Source organism: Pseudomonas sp. 2, from assembly GCF_056627435.1.
In genome coordinates this window covers 125,266-142,871 of the sequence record NZ_JBWXNG010000003.1, presented here as the reverse complement: position 1 = coordinate 142,871, position 17,606 = coordinate 125,266, and the positions used below count along the sequence as shown (strand labels likewise).

Here is a 17,606-nt window from a genome sequence, read left to right as displayed (position 1 = left end):
GCTGTGGTTTCTTATTCGAATGGTGGCAACTGCCATTGCGGACCAAATCCCTTGGCGCAGACATTCAGAACTTGACGCATGAGGCCATCCAAACGGCGTCTACAAAGGCGTAAAAACGCTTTCTGACCTCGATTTACGCGACCGCCAGGGGCGGAGGGGCGTTAAGTGGGGGCGATTGTAGATACGTAAAGTTTTATTGACTATGAGTTATTGCGCAACAGTTAATTTCCCATTCTGTAAGAATGCGCTCATATGTCGCACCCAATTCTGTCGGTATGGCCCCAGATTTCTTGAGGAATTCGAGGCGGTTTTTTACGCAACATCCTGTAATCAACGCGCTTTCATCCGGTTGCGGATGATGCCCGCCGGTACCAGAATTACCGTCAGAACAAAAGCGATCAGTGCCCACTGCGCCAGCGAAAGTCCGAAAACTGGCGGATATGGCGTCTCGCAGAAGCCGGCGACCTGGAAACCCAGGGGAAACCACGATGCTAGCGGCAAGCCATCAACGATCGGCTGCAGTACGTCGATGCCGCAGCTTTCGGTCGGATGGGTCTGAATCCAGACATGACGCCCCGCTGCAACAATCCCGCCCACGGCGCTCAGGGTCACCAGCGCTTCACAGATGGTCAGGCTCAAGCGCCCGGGCATCGCTGCGCCGATGAAGGCGAAGATGGCGATGAACAGCAAGGCGTAGCGCTGCAGGATGCACAGCGGGCATGGCGCCTCGCCGAGCACGACCTGCATGTACAGCGCCCCGCCGATCAGCGCCAGGCAGATGATGCCCAGCAGAACCAGGAACTGTTTTTCGCGCCGCAGGTAAATCATCTCGTCAGTCATTCACATGCCCTTTGCATTGGGTGTCCATTCAGATCTGTGGTGTCGCGTGCCCGGTTGCCCGGAAAGCCGGCAATTCTACCATCGTCGCGGGCGCGCGCCGGTGCAGATGGTGAACACAGGGGCATTACCCGAACATTAAGCAAATCCGCAACAATCCACAGACACCCGGGCCGACTCCTTCCTTATATATAGAAGCGTGCGACGCTTTGCCGCAGGGTCATGACGTCGCACCTCTTCCTTATATATAGAAGCATGCGTCTATTTGTCGCAGATGGATCACTCCAGCGCCGAAGCCGGGCCGAAGAATTCGTAACGGGCCTGCTTGTCCGGCACGCCTGCCGCCTTCAACTGGCGCTTGATCGCCGCCATGAAGCCTTTCGGACCGAGGAAGTAGGCATCCAGATCGCGATCCTCTGGCAGCCACTGTTCCAGACGCGCCTGGTCGAGCAGGCCGACTGCATGGGCCGCCGGGCTCACGCCGTCGTCTTCGGTGTAGCAGTAGAAGCGCTGGAGTTGCGGATACTGCGCGGCCAGTTGCTCGATCCAGTCGCGGAAGGCATGGACCGCACCATTGCGCGCACAGTGAATGAAGTGGATCGGACGCTGAGTGTCCAGCGCCGCCTGCAGCATGGCCAGCGTCGGGGTGATTCCGACGCCGCCGCTGATCAGCACCAGCGGTTTGTCACTGTGGGACAGCGTGAAGTCGCCTGCAGGCGGATACAGATTGATGCTGTCACCCACCTGCACCTGATCATGCAGGAAGTTGGAGGCGCGACCGCCAGGCTCGCGTTTCACGCTGATGCGGTACTGGCCATTGCCGGCCCGCGCCGACAGCGAATAGTTGCGGCGAATCTCTTCACCATTCACGAACAGCTGCATGCCGATGTACTGGCCAGGAGTGAAGTCCAGGATCGCCTGACCATCGGCCGGGGCGAAGTAGAACGAGGTGATCTCGGCGCTTTCCTGCACCTTGCCCACGACCTTGAACGCGCGAGCCCCACGCCAGCCGCCGGCGGCCAGTTCCTTGTCCTTGTAGATGCCTTCCTCGGCCCCAATCAGGATCTGCGCCAGTTGGCCGTAGGCATTGCCCCAGGCGTTGATCACTTCGTCAGTGGCGATTTCGGCGCCCAGCACTTCGCGGATCGCTTCGAGCAGGCACTCGCCCACCAGCGGGTAGTGTTCAGGCAGAATCTGCAGCGCCACGTGCTTGTTGATGATCTTGGCCACCAGATCGCCCAGCTGCTCGAGCTGATCGATGTGGCGCGCGTACATCAGCACGCCGTTGGCCAGGGCGCGAGGCTGGTCGCCGCTGGCCTGGTGGGCCTGGTTGAACAGCGGGCGGACCTGCGGGTAGCGCTGCAGCAGCTTCTTGTAGAAATGCGTGGTCAGCGCTTCCCCACCGCTTTCCAGCAGGGGAACAGTGGATTTGACGATGGCACGATCCGAAGCATTCAACATGATGGACTCCTGAGACTCGATGGGTAAGGACTGCTATCGTTATTTCAGGATCCGTGCCAGAAAATATCTCGTTATAAATCAACAACCTACTTAAAATTTGTCATTTTGACCAACAGCCGCTTGCGGTCATAAAGACTCCACACAGGTCTTTATGACTCCAGCCAGAATCACCCCCACCGCGCATACAGCGGGCCGAAAACGCTAAAGCCTGCAATCGCCGGGTCGATAAACCGTCATCGACAGCTGTTCGCGCCTCCCGATGCGCCAGCCAGACACCGCATCACAGAAGGTTCATATGTCCAAAAACGTCCGTGCAGATTCCCTTTCGCTTCTGCTGTTCACGTTACGCAGCGGAAAGCTGATGGCGATCAACCTGCTCAAGGTCAGTGAAATCATCCCCTGCCCTCCCCTGACCCGGCTGCCCGAGTCGCACCCGCACGTCAAAGGCGTGGCCACGTTGCGCGGCAATTCGCTGTCGGTGATCGACCTCAGCCGTGCCATCGGCGAGCGCCCGTTGCTCGACCCCGATGGTGGCTGCCTGATCGTCACCGATGTCAGCCGCTCCAAGCAGGGCCTGCACGTGCAGGCGGTGAGCAAGATCGTCCATTGCCTGACCACCGACATCCGCCCGCCGCCGTTCGGCTCGGGCAACAAGTCGTTCATCACCGGCGTGACCCAGGTCGACGGCACACTGGTTCAGGTGCTGGACATCGAGAAGGTCATCCACGGCATCGCACCGATGCAGGTGACACCGGAGCCTGCCGAGCTAAGCCCGGAAGAAGTCGAGGTGCTGAACAAGGCGCGCATCCTGATCGTCGACGACAGCCAGGTCGCGCTGCAGCAGTCGGTGCTGACCCTGCGCAACTTGGGGATCGACTGCCACACCGCGCGCAGTGCCCGCGAAGCCATCGACCACCTGCTCGATCTGCAAGGCACCGCGCAGCAGATCAATGTGGTGGTCTCGGACATCGAGATGTCGGAGATGGACGGCTATGCCTTCACCCGCACCCTGCGCGAGACCCCGGACTTCCAGCAGCTGTACGTCTTGCTGCACACTTCGCTGGACAGCGCGATGAACGCCGAAAAGGCCAAGGCCGCCGGCGCCAACGCAGTGCTGACCAAGTTCTCCTCACCCGAGCTCACGCGATGCTTGATCGAAGCCGCACGTACGGTCGAGGCCCAGGGCATCTGAGGCCCGGCCCGCACGACGCATCGGCCAGCCATTACTGGCTGATGCGCCGCGATCTGCGCCACCCCGTCCCCACGGCTGTCTGGCCAGATTCGACGCATCTGCTGGCGTTCAACGACGACAACGCCGTCGCCATTCACCAGCTGTTCACGCTGGGCGCTGAACTGGGCGGCGGCCATGTCGGTGATTTCAACACGTGGCTGCAAGGCTTTCAGACCGACCCGGAATTCGACCCTGCGCTGTGCCTAGTGGTGGAGGATCCGCTGGGCGTGGTGGCCGTCGCGCAATGCTGGACCAGCGCCTTCATCCGCAATCTGGTGGTGCATCCCCGGGCACAGCGCTGCGGTCTTGGGCTAGCCTTGTTGAATCAGGCGTTCAAGATCTTTGCAGAGCGACATGAAGGACAGGTCGATCTCAAGGTCATGGAAAGCAATCTGGCGGCACGGCAGCTGTATGAGCGCGCAGGGATGCATTATGTGCAGCGTTGCGAACTCGATCCCCGTTGAGTCAGTCCAACAGGCTTTCAAACGCCTGCCCGGATGACAACAACGGAGATTGCCATGAAAACCACCACCCTGCTGCTACTCGCCCTGACTGCGGTCGCCGGACAGGCCAGCGCCTCCAGCGATGAAGCCTGGAAGGCCTTCGATAAAACCCTGGTCGACAGTTGCGTGGCCGCCAGCTCCCTGAAAAACGCCAAGCCGGCCGGCAGCTCGGCGATGTTCGATGACAGCATCGGCTACAGCGCGCTGCTGATCAAAGGCCAGTACAAACAGGCGTTCATGAAGAACAAGACCGGCACCGAGCTGTGTCTGTACGACCGCAAGAACAAGAAAGCGCTGATCACCGAGTGGGATAACGTCAGCACCTTGCCGAAGAAATAAGCACAAGGTGCGGGCACATATCACCCGTAGCCGCACGGCTTGCCGGCGGGTGGGCCTTGAGAACGCTCCCGCCGGCAAGCCGTGCTGCTACGGGACCAGTTAGGCCGTGCAGTTTGTGTCAGACACCTTACTGGCGCATAACTTGCTGCAAATCCCGCCACTTTCAGAATTGCGCCCTGCAGCGACACGCAAAAGCCGCAGAGCGCAGCGCTGATTTCTTTTGAGCGGGCGGCGTTTCTTTCGATGAATACTCAGTTTTCCTGCGTCGGTTGCGGCAAATGCTGCACCGACCATCACGTCCCGCTGACCCTGGCCGAAGCCGCGCAGTGGGCGGCGGACGGCGGTTCGGTGATCGTGCTGACCGAGGCGTTTCTGGCCAACGGTTATGGTGTCCCGCCAGATCAAATCATCCATGCCACACGCAGGTCACACCCGGTCACAAGCGGTTCGGCCCAGGCGCTGGTGGCCATCACCTTTGCCGCCTACAACGCCGGGCGCTGCCGAAATCTTGACGCGGATAACCTCTGCCGCATTTACGAACGTCGCCCGCTGGTCTGCCGCATTTACCCGATGGAGATCAATCCGCACATCCCGCTGCGCCCTCAGGCCAAGGACTGCCCGCCCGAATCCTGGGAACAGGGGCCGGATCTGATCGTCGGCGGGCAACTGGTGGATCAGCAACTGATGACCCTGATCGAGCGCTCCCGCCAGGCCGATCGCGACGACATCGCCCGCAAACAGGCGATCTGCATGGCGCTGGGCATCAACATCACCGCGCTCAAGGGCAACGGCTTCGTCGCCTACCTTCCCGATATGGACGCTTTCGCCTCAGCCGTTACTCGTTACCAGACAGGCGAGTTGCCCGCCGTCTGCGAAAACGGCTGGCGCTTCCGGGTGGCCGGTGAAGCGGCGACGCAATCCCTGCAACAGGCCGGCGCGCGGCTGGAGACAGGCGAAGCCATAAGCTATATGTTCATCCCCTTGCAAAGCAGCTGAGACGTTTCGATGAAGAGCGTTGCCATCGTGCTGTTCCCCGGCGTTCAGGCTCTGGACGTGGCTGGCCCGCTGGATGTATTTGCCGAAGCCAATCGCTTCGTGGGCCAGGATCAGGGCTACACGATCACCACCATTGGTGCGGCGCCCTACCCTATCGTCGCGTCCAACGGCATGCCGCTGGGCGCTCGGTTCGACATCAACAACGCCCCCCTTGAGTTCGACATTCTCTTGGTGCCCGGTGGCCCGCACTTGCCGGAGAGCGCCGAGATGCCACAGGTGTCCGCGTGGCTGCGCCAGGCCACTCCACTGGCTGGCCGCTTCGGTTCGATCTGCACCGGGGCATTCATTCTGGGTCACGCCGGATTGCTCGATGCCAGGCAGGTCACCACCCACTGGAGCCATGCCGGGCAACTGGCCGAGCTGTTTCCTCTTGCCCAGGTCGAGGCTGACCGTATCTATGTGCGCGACGGCAAGATGATGACCTCGGCCGGTGTCACCGCCGGGATCGACATGGCCCTGGCGCTGGTGGCTGAAGACCACGGCACGGCGGTTTCCCTGTTGGTCGCCAAACGGCTGTTGGTGGTGGCACAGCGTCAGGGCGGCCAGTCGCAGTTCAGCCCTTACCTCAATGCGCCCGCCGATGACGAGTCACCGGTGGCCAAGATCCAGCGTTACGTCATGGAGCACATCAGCGAGCCGTTCTCGGTGGAGCGCTTGGCCGAAGTGGTTGCCATGAGCCCGCGCAGTTTTGCCCGGGTGTTCGCCCGCGAGGCCAAGGTCACCCCGGCCGAGTTCGTGCAGCGCGCCCGCATCGACGCCGCCCGGCATTTGCTCGAAGGCAGCGAGATGGTGATCAAGGCCGTGGCGTACCACTGCGGTTTCGGCAGCGCGGCCCGCATGCGCCTGATCTTCACCCAGCGTCTGGGCGTGACGCCGACGCAATACCGCGACAGTTTTCGCAAGCAGAGCTGAGCGCAATCCCGGCCAACGACACACGTCCGTAGCAGCACGGCTTGCCGGCGGTAGCGTTCTTGAGATCGCCCCGCCGGCAAGCCGTGCTGCTACGGGGCATTCATTGAAGATCAATGTGGGCGTGCAAACACGGCCTACTTGTAAAACAGATCCACCATCACCTCTGCCGAGAACGCGCCCGGCGTGGGCGTGTTGGTCTGCCAGATCAGCTCGGCATTCAAGTCAGCGGTGGCCGAGTAGTTTTCCCCCAGCAGATCCGTGGCGTGAAACGGCTCGTTGTAGCGCAGCGGCACGTTCGTGCGCGCGTTGGTGATGCGGATACCGATGCTGTCATTGTTCACCGGCACCAGCACATCGCCCGACAACCTTCCTGACACCGGGGTGAACCGCGCATTGAGGCTGAACGGCGAATCACAGATCCGGCTGGTGGCCAGGGCAAAGCGCTCGAAGGTCGCGACCTCCCCCACCCGCACATTGCGGATCGCCACATCGCCGAACTCCACGGTCTCGGGCATCACCCGCAGCTCGGCGCTGCACGCGACGAAACGCAGGCCCTGCAGGTTGTTGATGACGTAGTTGAGGTTGTTGTCCGGCACCGGGTTCAGGCCATTGCCGCTGTCGATCTGGAACATGCGGTAATCCAGCAGATTACTGGCTGCGCCCGAGGGCGGCGTGGCGCCGTACTTCTGGATGAACACCGAAAATGGCAGGTTGAAGCTGACCTTGGGGCACGCTGCCAGGTTGGCGTCATTGCACGCGGGGACCGTCTGCCGTGTAGGAATCCGACCGCCGCTCTGCAGGTAATCAGTGCCGTTGAGTGTCAGCCCGGCGCGGATTCCCTGGCCGATTTGCAGGTTTTCCGGGTTGAGATAGACGAACACGTCCTCGGCCACCCCCGGCGTTTCACGGGCGCATTCGACCGCAAGGTTCAGGCGCTCGGAACGCCAGACCGCGCTGCCGTTGGGCAAGGTGGCGGGAATCGCGACGCTGCTGCTCAGGTCGGCGCGCACCACCGCTTCGCCTGTGCCTTGGGTCTTGCAGGTCATGGCCAGACCTGTCGCAGGCAACAGCAAGGCCGCCAGAAACGTCGGACACCAGCGGGTAACAGATAAGCTCGTCATGATCAGCATTTCCCTACGAAAGATGGGGTGCCCGAGTTCTCCTCCCGGGCATTGAATGGCGTGTCCTCGCGAAGCTGCGCGCAGAACGGGCGCGAGCCACCGTAGTCGGTGAGCGCGATGAACCTCAGGCTCCCCGCAGCGATGCCAGCTCCGACCGGCAGTGGCAGCCGGTGCTGGGAAAACGGCTCGACCATCAGGTCTTCGGCGAGTGGCAGGCCGTTGATGGCCAGATCGTGCAGCGACACATGAAAAGGCGTGGGATTGCGCACGCCAATCACCGCCCGCTGCCCTTGCGACCATTGCCACTCCAGCGCCTGCGCGGCTTCGGCTGGGTCGCCCGGCAACCCCACAGGTCGGTAGAACAGGTTGATGCGCTGGCGCACGGCGATGTTCAACTGAGCGCGCCCCTCCTGCCGCCTAGGCACCTGCAACACGTACAGATGGAGCAATGACTCTCGGTCCGACGGTGCGCCGACGCCCTCGTACAGAATCCGCAGCAGATGCCGACCTTGCGCCGGCAACTGCAGCAGATGAGGCGTAACGGCGAAAGGCAGGGATTGTGCCTCGTCGCCTGTAGCATTGGCCGGACTCAGCCAGGCCTGGATCAGCGCCTGGGTCTGATCATGGTTAGTGACTTCGATGGTCGCCTCACGAAACCTTCCATCGAACACCAATCGCGTCCCGGTCAAGGACACCACCGCCTGGGCCTGCTGACAGAAAAAAAATGCCATCGCCCACAGCATCCTCGTCCACTTCATTGGCACACCACCCGGATTCGATCGAAGGCGCGCTGAGGATCCCGGGGCGGCAAGTCGAACGGCGCCCGGCACTGCTGCTCCGCCCATTTGACGATCAGCTCGCCTTTGTCCTGCTCACTCAACACCAGTGCGTGACTGGTGGGGTCGACGGCGGCCAGCAGCTTGCCTTGTTCGTTCTCCACAACGGCGCCCAGCGGCAAGCGACTGCCATCGGTACGCACCAGCTCGAACTGCACCCGACGCCCCACCGAAGCGTCGAAACTGACCAGCGGCACCGCCCCACGGCGCGGCACCACTTGGCTCACGGCGTTTTCCAGCTCGACATCGGCGCCCAGCTGGCGGGTATCCAGGCTGACCCAGTTGGCGCGATACGGCTGGGCGTACGGCAGCACCGCGTAGCCATTGCTGCCGGTGGCAACGTTGCTGTTGCTGGAAAGGCGCGCACCTGCGACGTCCTTGACCTGCACCAATGCAAAGGTCTCGCCCAATGACTGGCCAAAGTTCACACCGCCCGCATGGGCGACCAGTGAACCGGCAGCACCGACGTTGAACGCACGGTAATCACTGCCCTGGCCATAGCCGGCATCGAAACGCCCGAAAGAAGTGGTGGTGTTGAGTTTGCCGAACCCCGCCGAGCCCGAGCGGTTGTCGTGAGCGGCCTGCAGCGAGTAGAAGGTGTTGCGGTCATCCAGCATCTGGCCGTTGAGCCCGGCCTGCACGTCATGGTCGCCGGCACTGTCACGCACGCCGTTGAAAAATGCCCGCGAGGCACCGGGGCTGTCGCCCAGCGGCAGGCTCAAGGTCAGGGCGATACGGTTGTCGCTGCGGCTCTGACCGTCGCGCTCGAACACCTGATTGCGTTCGACAGAAAGTCCATAACTCAAGCTGCGCCAGGCGGCGTTCCAGGACAGGTAAAGCTGGCGAGTCTTGCCAGAAACATCCCAGTAGCGCTGCTCGGATCCGGTAAGGCTCAGCGACGCCAACTGCTCGGGCAACGCTTGAGTGAGGTTGATTTCAAAACGGTCTTTCGCCCGCCCCAGCCCCGCACCGTTACGCGCCTGCAACTCTTCGACATGCTCGTCGAGGGTACGGTACTGGTCCGTCGAGTAGCGATAACCCGCCACCGCCAGCGTGGTGTTGGTCAGATCCAGTGTGTTCGCGTAGCGCACGCGCAGGCTTTGCCCGCTGTGGGTTTGCTGGTGCTGGCGGCTGACCGACTGGGTCACGTCCAGCGAGACCGCACCCACCCCGGTGTTGACCCCGGCGCCAAGGTTGCCAGCCTGGTAGTCCTCGGCCACTTGCGCACCGCCAGCTGCGGTCACCAGATCGCTCACGCCGTAGATCAGCGTGGCACTGGCCAGATTCGGCGACTGCCCACCGTCCAGGTAGCTGTCGTACCGGCCGGCCGCCAGGCTGTAGCGCAACGCGCCCTTGGGCACCATGATCGGCAACGACGCATAGGCCTGGACGAACACGCGCCGGCGCCCGTCCGCTTCGACCACGGTGACTTCCAGATCGCCGTTGGAGCCGCTGGGGTAAATGTCGGTGATCTCGAACGGCCCCGGCGAGACGTTGCCGCTGTAGAGCATGAAACCGTTCTGGCGCACCTCGACCGTCGCGTTGGTTTCGGCGATGCCGCGAATCACCGGCGCGTAAATGCGCTCGCTGTCGGGCAGCATCCCGTCGTCGGAAGCCAGCGCAGCACCGAGAAACCGTACGCTGTCGAAGACCTGCGAGTCGGTGTAGGTTTCGCCCAGGGTCAGTTGGCTCTTCAGCGCAGTGATGTCGCGCTGGACGAAAGTGCGATTACTGCGAAACCGGTAAGGCTGATCATTGCCATACACCAGCGACGACTCGTTGCGCAGCCGCCACGCGCCCAGGTTCACGCCATTGCGCAGGCCCAGATAGTACTGATCCTGGGTCTCGTTACCCCGGGTGCGGCGGGCGCCGCTGAAGCTGTAGTTGACGAACCCTGCGGTCAGCCCTTCGTCCCAGAGTTCGGGCGCCACATAGCCGCGGTTGCTGCGCGACATCATGGCCTGGGGAATGCTGATGTACAGCCGCAAGCTGCCCGGTTGGTACTCGACGTGGGAAAATTCGACATTCGCCGCCAGATCGAAGCACTGCGCTCTTGCGGCCTCGCTGCCACTCAAGGTGGAGATATCCATGCCCAGTTGCTGCAGCATGTCGAGAGTCAGGCACGCCTCCACCGTTCCTTTGCTCGGGTTGGCAACGAAACTGATGTCGCGGCGCCCGCTCAAGGTGCGGTTGACGTAGATGTCCACCCGATAAGTGCCGGGCACCACGCTGTTGCCTTCCAGAAAGCTGTCCAGCTCCGCCGGCTGATCGGTTCCCTGAATGAAGGCAGTGTTGAATTTCGGCCTTGTCTGGGGGCCGCCCTGACCTGGGCCATCGGTCAGGGCCATGGCACTGGAGCCGACCATCCACGCCGCAGTGGCAATGAAGCAGGACGACAGCGATTGTCGTTTGAACACTGTGTGCTTTGCCGGTGTTCGCTTGCGCATGCAAGCCGGGACGGACTTTTGGCTCCAGCCCTTGTTCTTCTTGTTTCGCCGTTCCATTAGCTGTTTTCACTCGATTCCTGAGTGTCGATGCACTGCCGAATCCTTTCTTGCAGGCGTGCGACGATGAAGCCGGAAAAAACCCGGCTCGAAAAAATGGGTCAACGAAAAAATCCCGACGATTCACTCGCCAGGATGATGTTCGGCCTTGCTGGCCTGGGTGAATGGTTCGCCCGAAACCCTGGCGCGAAAGGGTTCCTGCGCCCCGAAATCGTTGATGCTGATAAAGGCCAGGTCCACTGGCCCGCTCGCGCCTGATGACAAGGGCAGCCTTACTCGTTGCATCGGGGCAAGCATCCGGCTGTCTTCCTTGAGGATGGCCCGCCCGTTGTGCCGAGCTTCGAGCTTGATCATCGAGACGTGATAGGGCCCGGGATTGGTAGCCTCAAGCACTCCGTCCCGCACTTGCCATTGCAGCGCCTGAGCGGCCTTGAGCGGGTCGGCCACCAGCCCTCGCGGGCGGTAGAAGAGCTTGATCCGTTGCCGGATCGCAATCTGCAGTTCGTTTTCATTGGCCGTCTGCGGAATCTCCTGGACGTTGATCCAGAACACCGACTCGCGATCGTTGGGCAGGCCTTCGCCCGCATAGATGATCCTGATGAGCTGCTTGCCATCGCCGGACATTCGCGCCAGTGCCGGGGTGATGGCGAACGGCAGGTTGGCCGGGGCACCACTGGCGCCTTCGCTCTCCAGCCATGACTGCGCGAGGATGTCACCCGTGCCGGTATTGTGAACCGTCAGACCGGCTTCCTTGTCGGCGCCATTGAGGATCACCCGCGTGGTGTTGAGCACGATGCCCGCCTGTGACGGCACGGCCAGAGTCAATGCCAGCGTTGGCCAGAGCCAGAACGTCATGCGACGAATGAGTGTGGAATACATGCGCTGATCGCCTCGATAACAGAACAGGCGGGGAGCGCTGCGCCCTCCCCGCCCGTGGCATCACTGATAGTCCATGACGAACGGCAGGAAGCCGTCGGCGTTACCCGGATTGGTGGCTGCCCCGTTGAGCACATACACCGCGCCGAAGTTGATCTCCGCCGTTGCGCCGTCAGCGCCATCCTTGACCAGCGGAGTGTCGATGGTTTCGTTGCCGCTCAGGTCCATGAGCTGAAACGATGAGTTGAGCAGGCCGATACCCACACCGTCGGCTGCGCCGGTGGTGCGCAGCAGTTTGTTGTCCAGGTTGTCCAGGCCGCTGCCCTGCCGTGCGATGAAACGCATGTTCACGGTGTCGTACTGCGAAGCACCGCCTGTGCAGTTGACCAGCAGTTGAATCGGCGATGCGGTTTCCAGCTTGTTGTCGGCAAAACGACCGATATCGGAGAACGACACGTTGCCCAGATCGACGTTGATCTCGCCAGGATTGGTGCCCGGGCTGGTACCGGTGCCTGCGCCGATATCGCAGGTGATGTTGGTAAGCGTTCCATTGAAGACGAGCTTGCCGTTGTTTGCAGCGTTGGCGGTGCCCGCTACGCTCAGGCCCATTGCAGCCACGACAGCCAGAGAAAGAGTAATCTTTTTCATGTTAACGACGTTCCTTGTGTCAGTTCGTGTGTGCCCCGGAGGACGGCGAGAACTATAGGGGGGGCGTTGATCGGCGGATGTCAGGCCTTTTCCCTTGTGCCTGCAGAAACGACAGTGGCGTATGAAGGAAATTTCTGTAGGACCCGACAGGCACGGACTCTAGCCCGCGAATTGCGCAGCTTTGTGCAGAAACAGATGAAAAAAGGGTCAGGCAGGATTTACCGCTCATTTGTGGGCAGAGGCCGACACCGGAGTGTTTCCGGGCATAAAAAAACCGCCTCGACGGAGGCGGTTTTCGGCGCAGGTCCAGGCACGTCGCGGCCGAACTACTGGTAGGTCAGGGTGACGATCGCACTGTGTGCATCGGCCTGTACGGACGTGCGCTCCACATAGGCGATGGTAATAGGCAGCGCCGCTTCGCCACAAGCATCGTCATGGCTGACCAGGCTCAAGGTCAGGCGGGCATTGACCCTCAAAGGCTTCTGGCTGGATGACGCCTCGCCCGGGCCTGCGACCCTGGCCTCGCAGGCCGCGTTGACGAGCTGTCCGTGGAACATCAGGGCGTCGCCCATCGCCATGGACGTTGGAACGGTGAACAAACCGGCCCCGAAAAACGCGATCGAAAAAAACACAGAGACTGCCTTGTCACTTTTCATCGCCACACTCCGCAGTGAAGACTCGTTAATAGCAGTTAAGTCGAGTTAGGAACTGTCGACCAGAAATCGCGATTTCCCTTGTAGGATTTATCCCCACCAGGACGCTTCGCCCGTCTGTGATCGCTCTGCCCTTGTCTCGCTATCGCCCTGCAACGCTCTTTCTTTATGCCCCTCCATGCTCTGCTCTTGTTCACCTGACAATATTGACAGGTAGCAGTCATTTTGCTGACCGGGTCCAGGGTTTATAAAGGAAGCTCTCGATTCTCCGGATTCCCCACCTTCGCTGGCGTTATTCCTGTATGCATAAAAATAGAAAATCTGTGATAGCCGTTACTGCGGTCCTCGCGCTCGTCGCAGTGGGTATCTGGATGGCAACGCGCCCTGCCACGCAAAAAGTCAGCGCACCGGTGGCCGTGCCGGTTCAGGTCATTCATGTGCAGCAGCGGGACGTGCCGCGTTACGTGACCGGCATCGGCTCGGTGCTGTCGCTGCAGAGCGTGGTGATTCGCACCCAGGTGGACGGCATCCTGACCAGGCTGATGGTCAAGGAAGGCCAGCAGGTCAAGACCGGGGATCTCTTGGCAACCATCGACGACCGTGCCATTCGCGCAGCGCTGGAACAGGCCAAAGCGCAACTGAGCCAGAGCCAGGCGCAACTGGATGTGGCTCAGGTAGACCTCAACCGCTACAAACTGCTGACGGTCGACAACAGCATTTCCAAGCAGCAGTACGACCAGCAGCAGGCGCTGGTCAATCAACTCAAGGCCACCGTTCAAGGCAATCAGGCGTCGATCAACGCCTCGCAAGTACAACTTTCCTACACCCAGATTCGCTCACCGGTGACAGGCCGCGTTGGCATTCGCAATGTCGATGAGGGCAATTTCCTGCGGGTCAGCGATGCGACCGGGCTGTTCTCGGTGACGCAGATCGATCCGGTGTCGGTGGAGTTTTCCCTGCCACAGCAAATGCTGCCGACCCTGCACGATCTGCTCGCGTCTCCTACGCCGGCCAAGGTCAATGCCTACGTCGGTGAAGGCGGCAACGGCACATTGCTGGGTGAAGGCAAACTGACACTGATCGACAACCAGGTGGCCGCCACCACCGGCACCATTCGCGCCAAGGCGGTATTCGACAATGCCGCCGAAAAACTCTGGCCCGGCCAGTTGGTCAATGTGCGCATTCAGACGGCAATCGACCGCGATGCGCTGAAGGTGCCACCCCAAGTGGTTCAGCGCGGCATCGATCAGCATTTCGTCTACCGCGTCAAAGACGACAAGGTCGAAGTGGTGAAGGTCAAGGTGCTGTACCAGGACAGCGATCTGGTGCTGATCAGCGGCGTCAACGCCAACGATGAACTGGTCAGCGATGGCCAGTCGCGCCTGAAGAACGGCTCGCACATTGAAGTGGTCAAGGCCGGCGCGGTCGATACCCTGGCTGACGCCGGCAATAATGAGGCCCAGAAATGAAAGGCCACGGCTCGATTTCCGCGTGGTGCGTCAATCACCCGATCGCCACCGTATTGCTGACTTTCGCGTTGGTGTTGCTGGGCTGCATCGCCTTTCCTCGCCTGCCGGTCGCCCCGCTGCCGGAAGCGGAATTTCCGACCATCCAGGTCTCGGCCACATTGCCCGGCGCCAGCCCGGAGACCATGGCCTCGTCAGTGGCGACACCGCTTGAGGTGCAGTTCAGCGCCATTCCCGGCATGACCCAGATGACCTCCAGCAGCGCACTGGGCTCGACCAACCTGACCCTGCAATTCGTGCTGAACAAGAGCATCGACACCGCAGCCCAGGAAGTGCAGGCGGCGATCAACACCGCGTCCGGCCGCCTGCCGGCGGACCTGCCCACCGCGCCGACCTGGCGCAAGGTCAACCCGGCCGACAGCCCAGTGCTGATCCTCAGTGTCAGCTCCAGCCTGATGCCGTCCACTGAACTGAGCGACATCACCGAATCCCTGCTGGCCCGCCAGATCAGCCAGATCAACGGCGTCGGCCAGGTCGCCATTACCGGGCAGCGTCGACCGGCGATCCGCGTGCAGGCCGCTCCGGAAAAACTCGCCTCCATCGGCCTGACCCTCGCCGACCTGCGCACCGCACTGCAACAGACCAGCCTCAACCTGGCCAAGGGCGCGTTGTATGGCAAGGACAGCGTGTCCACACTGGCCTCCAATGACCAGCTGTTTCAGGCCAAGGATTACGATCAATTGATCGTTTCCTACAAGGACGGCGCGCCGGTTCATCTGCGCGATGTGGCGCGGGTCATCGACGGTTCGGAAAACGCCTACGTCAATGCCTGGTCCGGCGACCAGCAGGGCGTGAACATCGTGGTGTTCCGCCAGCCCGGCGCCAACATTGTCGAAACGGTCGACCGGGTGCTGGGCGAGCTGCCACGCCTCCAGGAAATGCTCCCCGCGTCGGTGGATGTGACGGTGCTCAGCGACCGTACCAAGACCATTCGCGCCTCCTTGCATGAAGTGGAAATGACCCTGCTGATCGCCATCGGCCTGGTGATCGCGGTGATGGCGCTGTTCCTGCGACAGATGTCCGCAACGCTGATCGTGACCGCCGTGCTGGGGGTGTCGCTGGTCGCCAGTTTCGCCCTGATGTACGTGATGGGGTTCAGCCTGAACAACCTGACGCTGGTGGCGATCGTGGTCGCCGTAGGCTTCGTGGTCGACGATGCCATCGTGGTGGTGGAGAACATTCACCGGCATCTGGAAGCCGGCGAAAGCATGCGCGACGCGGCGATCAAGGGCGCGGGGGAAATCGGCTTCACCGTGGTGTCGATCAGTTTCTCGCTGGTGGCGGCGTTCATTCCGCTGCTGTTCATGGGCGGCGTGGTCGGGCGGCTGTTCAAGGAGTTCGCCCTGACCGCGACCTCGACCATCCTGATTTCGGTGATGGTGTCGCTGACGCTCGCGCCTACACTGGCCGCGCTGTTCATGCGCGCGCCCAAACACGACGCCCATGCCAACCCAGGTTTCAGCGAAAAACTGCTCGCCCGCTATGCCCATGGCGTGCGTTACGCCCTGGCCCATCAGCGCCTGATGCTGGGGGTGTTCGGCCTGACGCTGGTGCTGGCGGTGGCCGGCTATGTGTTGATCCCCAAAGGCTTCTTCCCGGTTCAGGACACCGGCATGGTGCTGGGCACCAGTGAAGCGGCTGCAGACATTTCCTACCCGGACATGGTCGAGAAACACAAGCAACTGGCGAAGATCATCGGCGAGGATCCGGCCGTGAAAGCCTTCTCCCATTCGGTGGGCGTGAGCGGCAGCAACCAGACCATCGCCAACGGCCGGGTGTGGATCGCCCTGAAGGACCGCAAGGATCGCGACGTGTCGGCGAGCGAGTTCATCGACCGCATCCGGCCCAAGCTGGCGAAGATTCCGGGCATCGTGCTGTACCTGCGCGCGGGCCAGGACATCAACCTCAGCTCCGGCCCCAGCCGCGCTCAGTATCAGTACGTGCTCAAGAGCAACAACGGCGCGCTGCTCAACGAGTGGACGCAGAAACTCACCGAAAAGCTCAAGACCATCCCGGCCTTTCGCGACCTGTCCAACGACCTGCAACTGGGCGGCAGCGTGACCCACCTGGACATCGACCGCAACGCCGCCGCGCGCTTCGGTTTGACCACGGCCGATGTCGATCAGGCGCTGTACGACGCCTTCGGCCAGCGCCAGATCAACGAGTACCAGACCGACATCAACCAGTACAAAGTCATTCTCGAACTCGACCCGATGCAGCGCGGCAAGGCCGAAAGCCTGAACTACTTCTACCTGCGCTCGCCGCTGACCAACGAGATGGTGCCGCTGTCTGCGCTGGCCAAGGTCGGCGCGCCGAAGATGGGCCCGCTGTCGATCAGCCATGACGGCATGTTCCCGGCCGCCAACCTGTCGTTCAACCTGTCGGCTGGCGTAGCGCTGGGCGATGCGGTGCGCTTGCTTGATCAGGCCAAGAACGAGATCGGAATGCCGGCTGCGATCCTCGGCAATTTCCAGGGCGCGGCCCAGGCGTTCCAGAGCTCGCTGGCCAACCAGCCCTGGCTGATTCTGGCGGCGCTGGTGGCGGTGTACATCATTCTCGGCGTGCTGTACGAAAGCTTCGTGCACCCGCTGACGATCATCTCCACCCTGCCCTCGGCCGGTATCGGCGCGCTGTTGCTGCTGTGGCTGATGGGCCAGGATTTCTCGATCATGGGCCTGATCGGTATCGTGTTGCTGATCGGTATCGTCAAGAAGAACGGCATCCTGCTGGTGGACTTTGCCCTGGAAGGTCAGCGCCATCGCGGGTTGTCGCCGCAAGAGGCCATTTATGAAGCCTGCCTGACGCGTTTTCGCCCCATCATCATGACCACGCTGGCGGCACTGCTCGGTGCTTTGCCGCTCATGCTCGGCTATGGTGTGGGGTCCGAGTTGCGTCAACCGCTGGGCATCGCGGTGGTGGGCGGGCTGTTGGTCAGCCAGGCGCTGACGCTGTTCACGACGCCGGTGATCTACCTGCAACTGGAGCGGATTTTCCATCGCAGGCACCCGGACGCCAAACCGACGTCGACAACGAAGAGCAAGCAGCCAGCGGCCCTGCTGGTGACCGAGAAATGAGCAACACAGAAGCGATGAGCATCAAGGAC

The 17,606-nt window shown here is 61.7% G+C and carries 15 protein-coding genes; 7 read left to right on the top strand and 8 right to left on the bottom strand.

The annotated features are described in order from the left end of the window. Nucleotides 1–330: 330 nt before the first annotated feature. Entirely contained in the window at nt 331–840 is a 510-nt protein-coding gene (locus tag AC1MEK_RS06150) for a disulfide bond formation protein B (RefSeq protein ID WP_480395381.1), read from the bottom strand. 276 nt (nt 841–1,116) lie between these two features. Next, nucleotides 1,117–2,298: an NO-inducible flavohemoprotein gene (gene hmpA / locus AC1MEK_RS06145; RefSeq protein WP_480395380.1), complete on the bottom strand. Its 1,182-nt coding sequence runs from the start codon at nt 2,296–2,298 to the stop codon at nt 1,117–1,119. 295 nt (nt 2,299–2,593) lie between these two features. On the opposite strand from hmpA, the gene AC1MEK_RS06140 reads away from it, so the two are divergent. The 5 genes from AC1MEK_RS06140 to AC1MEK_RS06120 all read left to right on the top strand — a co-directional run bounded on the left by AC1MEK_RS06140 (nt 2,594) and on the right by AC1MEK_RS06120 (nt 6,339). Next, the gene (locus tag AC1MEK_RS06140) at nt 2,594–3,490 is read left to right on the top strand and encodes a chemotaxis protein CheW (protein WP_480395379.1); all 897 of its coding nucleotides are present in this window, start codon (nt 2,594–2,596) and stop codon (nt 3,488–3,490) included. Between the two features lie 41 nt (nt 3,491–3,531). After that, a complete protein-coding gene (locus AC1MEK_RS06135) occupies nt 3,532–3,993 on the top strand; it encodes a GNAT family N-acetyltransferase (RefSeq protein ID WP_480395378.1) in 462 nt (153 codons plus the stop codon). 54 nt (nt 3,994–4,047) lie between these two features. Further along, a complete protein-coding gene (locus AC1MEK_RS06130; RefSeq protein ID WP_480395377.1) occupies nt 4,048–4,371 on the top strand; it encodes a hypothetical protein in 324 nt (107 codons plus the stop codon). Nucleotides 4,372–4,614: 243 nt separating this feature from the next. After that, nucleotides 4,615–5,367, top strand: coding sequence for a YkgJ family cysteine cluster protein (locus AC1MEK_RS06125; protein WP_480395376.1), 753 nt, complete (start codon nt 4,615–4,617; stop codon nt 5,365–5,367). Nucleotides 5,368–5,376: 9 nt separating this feature from the next. Further along, complete coding sequence (locus AC1MEK_RS06120) at nt 5,377–6,339, top strand: GlxA family transcriptional regulator (RefSeq protein WP_480395375.1); 963 nt, start codon at nt 5,377–5,379, stop codon at nt 6,337–6,339. A gap of 134 nt (nt 6,340–6,473) precedes the next feature. Here AC1MEK_RS06120 and AC1MEK_RS06115 read toward each other — a convergent pair whose 3' ends face one another. From AC1MEK_RS06115 to AC1MEK_RS06090, 6 genes are all read right to left on the bottom strand, one after another. Continuing rightward, nucleotides 6,474–7,460, bottom strand: coding sequence for a fimbrial protein (locus tag AC1MEK_RS06115; RefSeq protein WP_480395374.1), 987 nt, complete (start codon nt 7,458–7,460; stop codon nt 6,474–6,476). Nucleotides 7,461–7,462: 2 nt separating this feature from the next. Continuing rightward, the gene (locus AC1MEK_RS06110) at nt 7,463–8,191 is read right to left on the bottom strand and encodes a fimbrial biogenesis chaperone (RefSeq protein WP_480395373.1); all 729 of its coding nucleotides are present in this window, start codon (nt 8,189–8,191) and stop codon (nt 7,463–7,465) included. Nucleotides 8,192–8,214: 23 nt separating this feature from the next. Continuing rightward, the gene (locus AC1MEK_RS06105; protein WP_480395662.1) at nt 8,215–10,644 is read right to left on the bottom strand and encodes a fimbria/pilus outer membrane usher protein; all 2,430 of its coding nucleotides are present in this window, start codon (nt 10,642–10,644) and stop codon (nt 8,215–8,217) included. Between the two features lie 279 nt (nt 10,645–10,923). Next, nucleotides 10,924–11,679, bottom strand: coding sequence for a fimbrial biogenesis chaperone (locus AC1MEK_RS06100; RefSeq protein ID WP_480395372.1), 756 nt, complete (start codon nt 11,677–11,679; stop codon nt 10,924–10,926). A 60-nt stretch (nt 11,680–11,739) separates the two neighbouring features. Beyond that, nucleotides 11,740–12,324, bottom strand: coding sequence for a fimbrial protein (locus AC1MEK_RS06095; protein WP_480395371.1), 585 nt, complete (start codon nt 12,322–12,324; stop codon nt 11,740–11,742). Between the two features lie 326 nt (nt 12,325–12,650). Continuing rightward, the gene (locus tag AC1MEK_RS06090; RefSeq protein WP_480395370.1) at nt 12,651–12,980 is read right to left on the bottom strand and encodes a hypothetical protein; all 330 of its coding nucleotides are present in this window, start codon (nt 12,978–12,980) and stop codon (nt 12,651–12,653) included. A gap of 299 nt (nt 12,981–13,279) precedes the next feature. Here AC1MEK_RS06090 and AC1MEK_RS06085 point away from each other — a divergent pair, with 299 nt between their 5' ends. Both AC1MEK_RS06085 and AC1MEK_RS06080 read left to right on the top strand, forming a co-directional pair. After that, a complete protein-coding gene (locus AC1MEK_RS06085) occupies nt 13,280–14,446 on the top strand; it encodes an efflux RND transporter periplasmic adaptor subunit (RefSeq protein ID WP_480395369.1) in 1,167 nt (388 codons plus the stop codon). Continuing rightward, a complete protein-coding gene (locus AC1MEK_RS06080) occupies nt 14,443–17,577 on the top strand; it encodes a multidrug efflux RND transporter permease subunit (protein ID WP_480395368.1) in 3,135 nt (1,044 codons plus the stop codon). Before AC1MEK_RS06085 ends, AC1MEK_RS06080 begins: the two co-directional genes overlap by 4 nt. Nucleotides 17,578–17,606: the final 29 nt, after the last annotated feature.

Coding starts and splice junctions, on each gene's coding strand:
- AC1MEK_RS06150 (WP_480395381.1), bottom strand. CDS start 840: ATGACTGACGAGATGATTTACCTGCGGCGCGAAAAACAGTTCCTGGTT.
- hmpA (WP_480395380.1), bottom strand. CDS start 2,298: ATGTTGAATGCTTCGGATCGTGCCATCGTCAAATCCACTGTTCCCCTG.
- AC1MEK_RS06140 (WP_480395379.1), top strand. CDS start 2,594: ATGTCCAAAAACGTCCGTGCAGATTCCCTTTCGCTTCTGCTGTTCACG.
- AC1MEK_RS06135 (WP_480395378.1), top strand. CDS start 3,532: ATGCGCCGCGATCTGCGCCACCCCGTCCCCACGGCTGTCTGGCCAGAT.
- AC1MEK_RS06130 (WP_480395377.1), top strand. CDS start 4,048: ATGAAAACCACCACCCTGCTGCTACTCGCCCTGACTGCGGTCGCCGGA.
- AC1MEK_RS06125 (WP_480395376.1), top strand. CDS start 4,615: ATGAATACTCAGTTTTCCTGCGTCGGTTGCGGCAAATGCTGCACCGAC.
- AC1MEK_RS06120 (WP_480395375.1), top strand. CDS start 5,377: ATGAAGAGCGTTGCCATCGTGCTGTTCCCCGGCGTTCAGGCTCTGGAC.
- AC1MEK_RS06115 (WP_480395374.1), bottom strand. CDS start 7,460: ATGACGAGCTTATCTGTTACCCGCTGGTGTCCGACGTTTCTGGCGGCC.
- AC1MEK_RS06110 (WP_480395373.1), bottom strand. CDS start 8,191: ATGGCATTTTTTTTCTGTCAGCAGGCCCAGGCGGTGGTGTCCTTGACC.
- AC1MEK_RS06105 (WP_480395662.1), bottom strand. CDS start 10,644: ATGGCCCTGACCGATGGCCCAGGTCAGGGCGGCCCCCAGACAAGGCCG.
- AC1MEK_RS06100 (WP_480395372.1), bottom strand. CDS start 11,679: ATGTATTCCACACTCATTCGTCGCATGACGTTCTGGCTCTGGCCAACG.
- AC1MEK_RS06095 (WP_480395371.1), bottom strand. CDS start 12,324: ATGAAAAAGATTACTCTTTCTCTGGCTGTCGTGGCTGCAATGGGCCTG.
- AC1MEK_RS06090 (WP_480395370.1), bottom strand. CDS start 12,980: ATGAAAAGTGACAAGGCAGTCTCTGTGTTTTTTTCGATCGCGTTTTTC.
- AC1MEK_RS06085 (WP_480395369.1), top strand. CDS start 13,280: ATGCATAAAAATAGAAAATCTGTGATAGCCGTTACTGCGGTCCTCGCG.
- AC1MEK_RS06080 (WP_480395368.1), top strand. CDS start 14,443: ATGAAAGGCCACGGCTCGATTTCCGCGTGGTGCGTCAATCACCCGATC.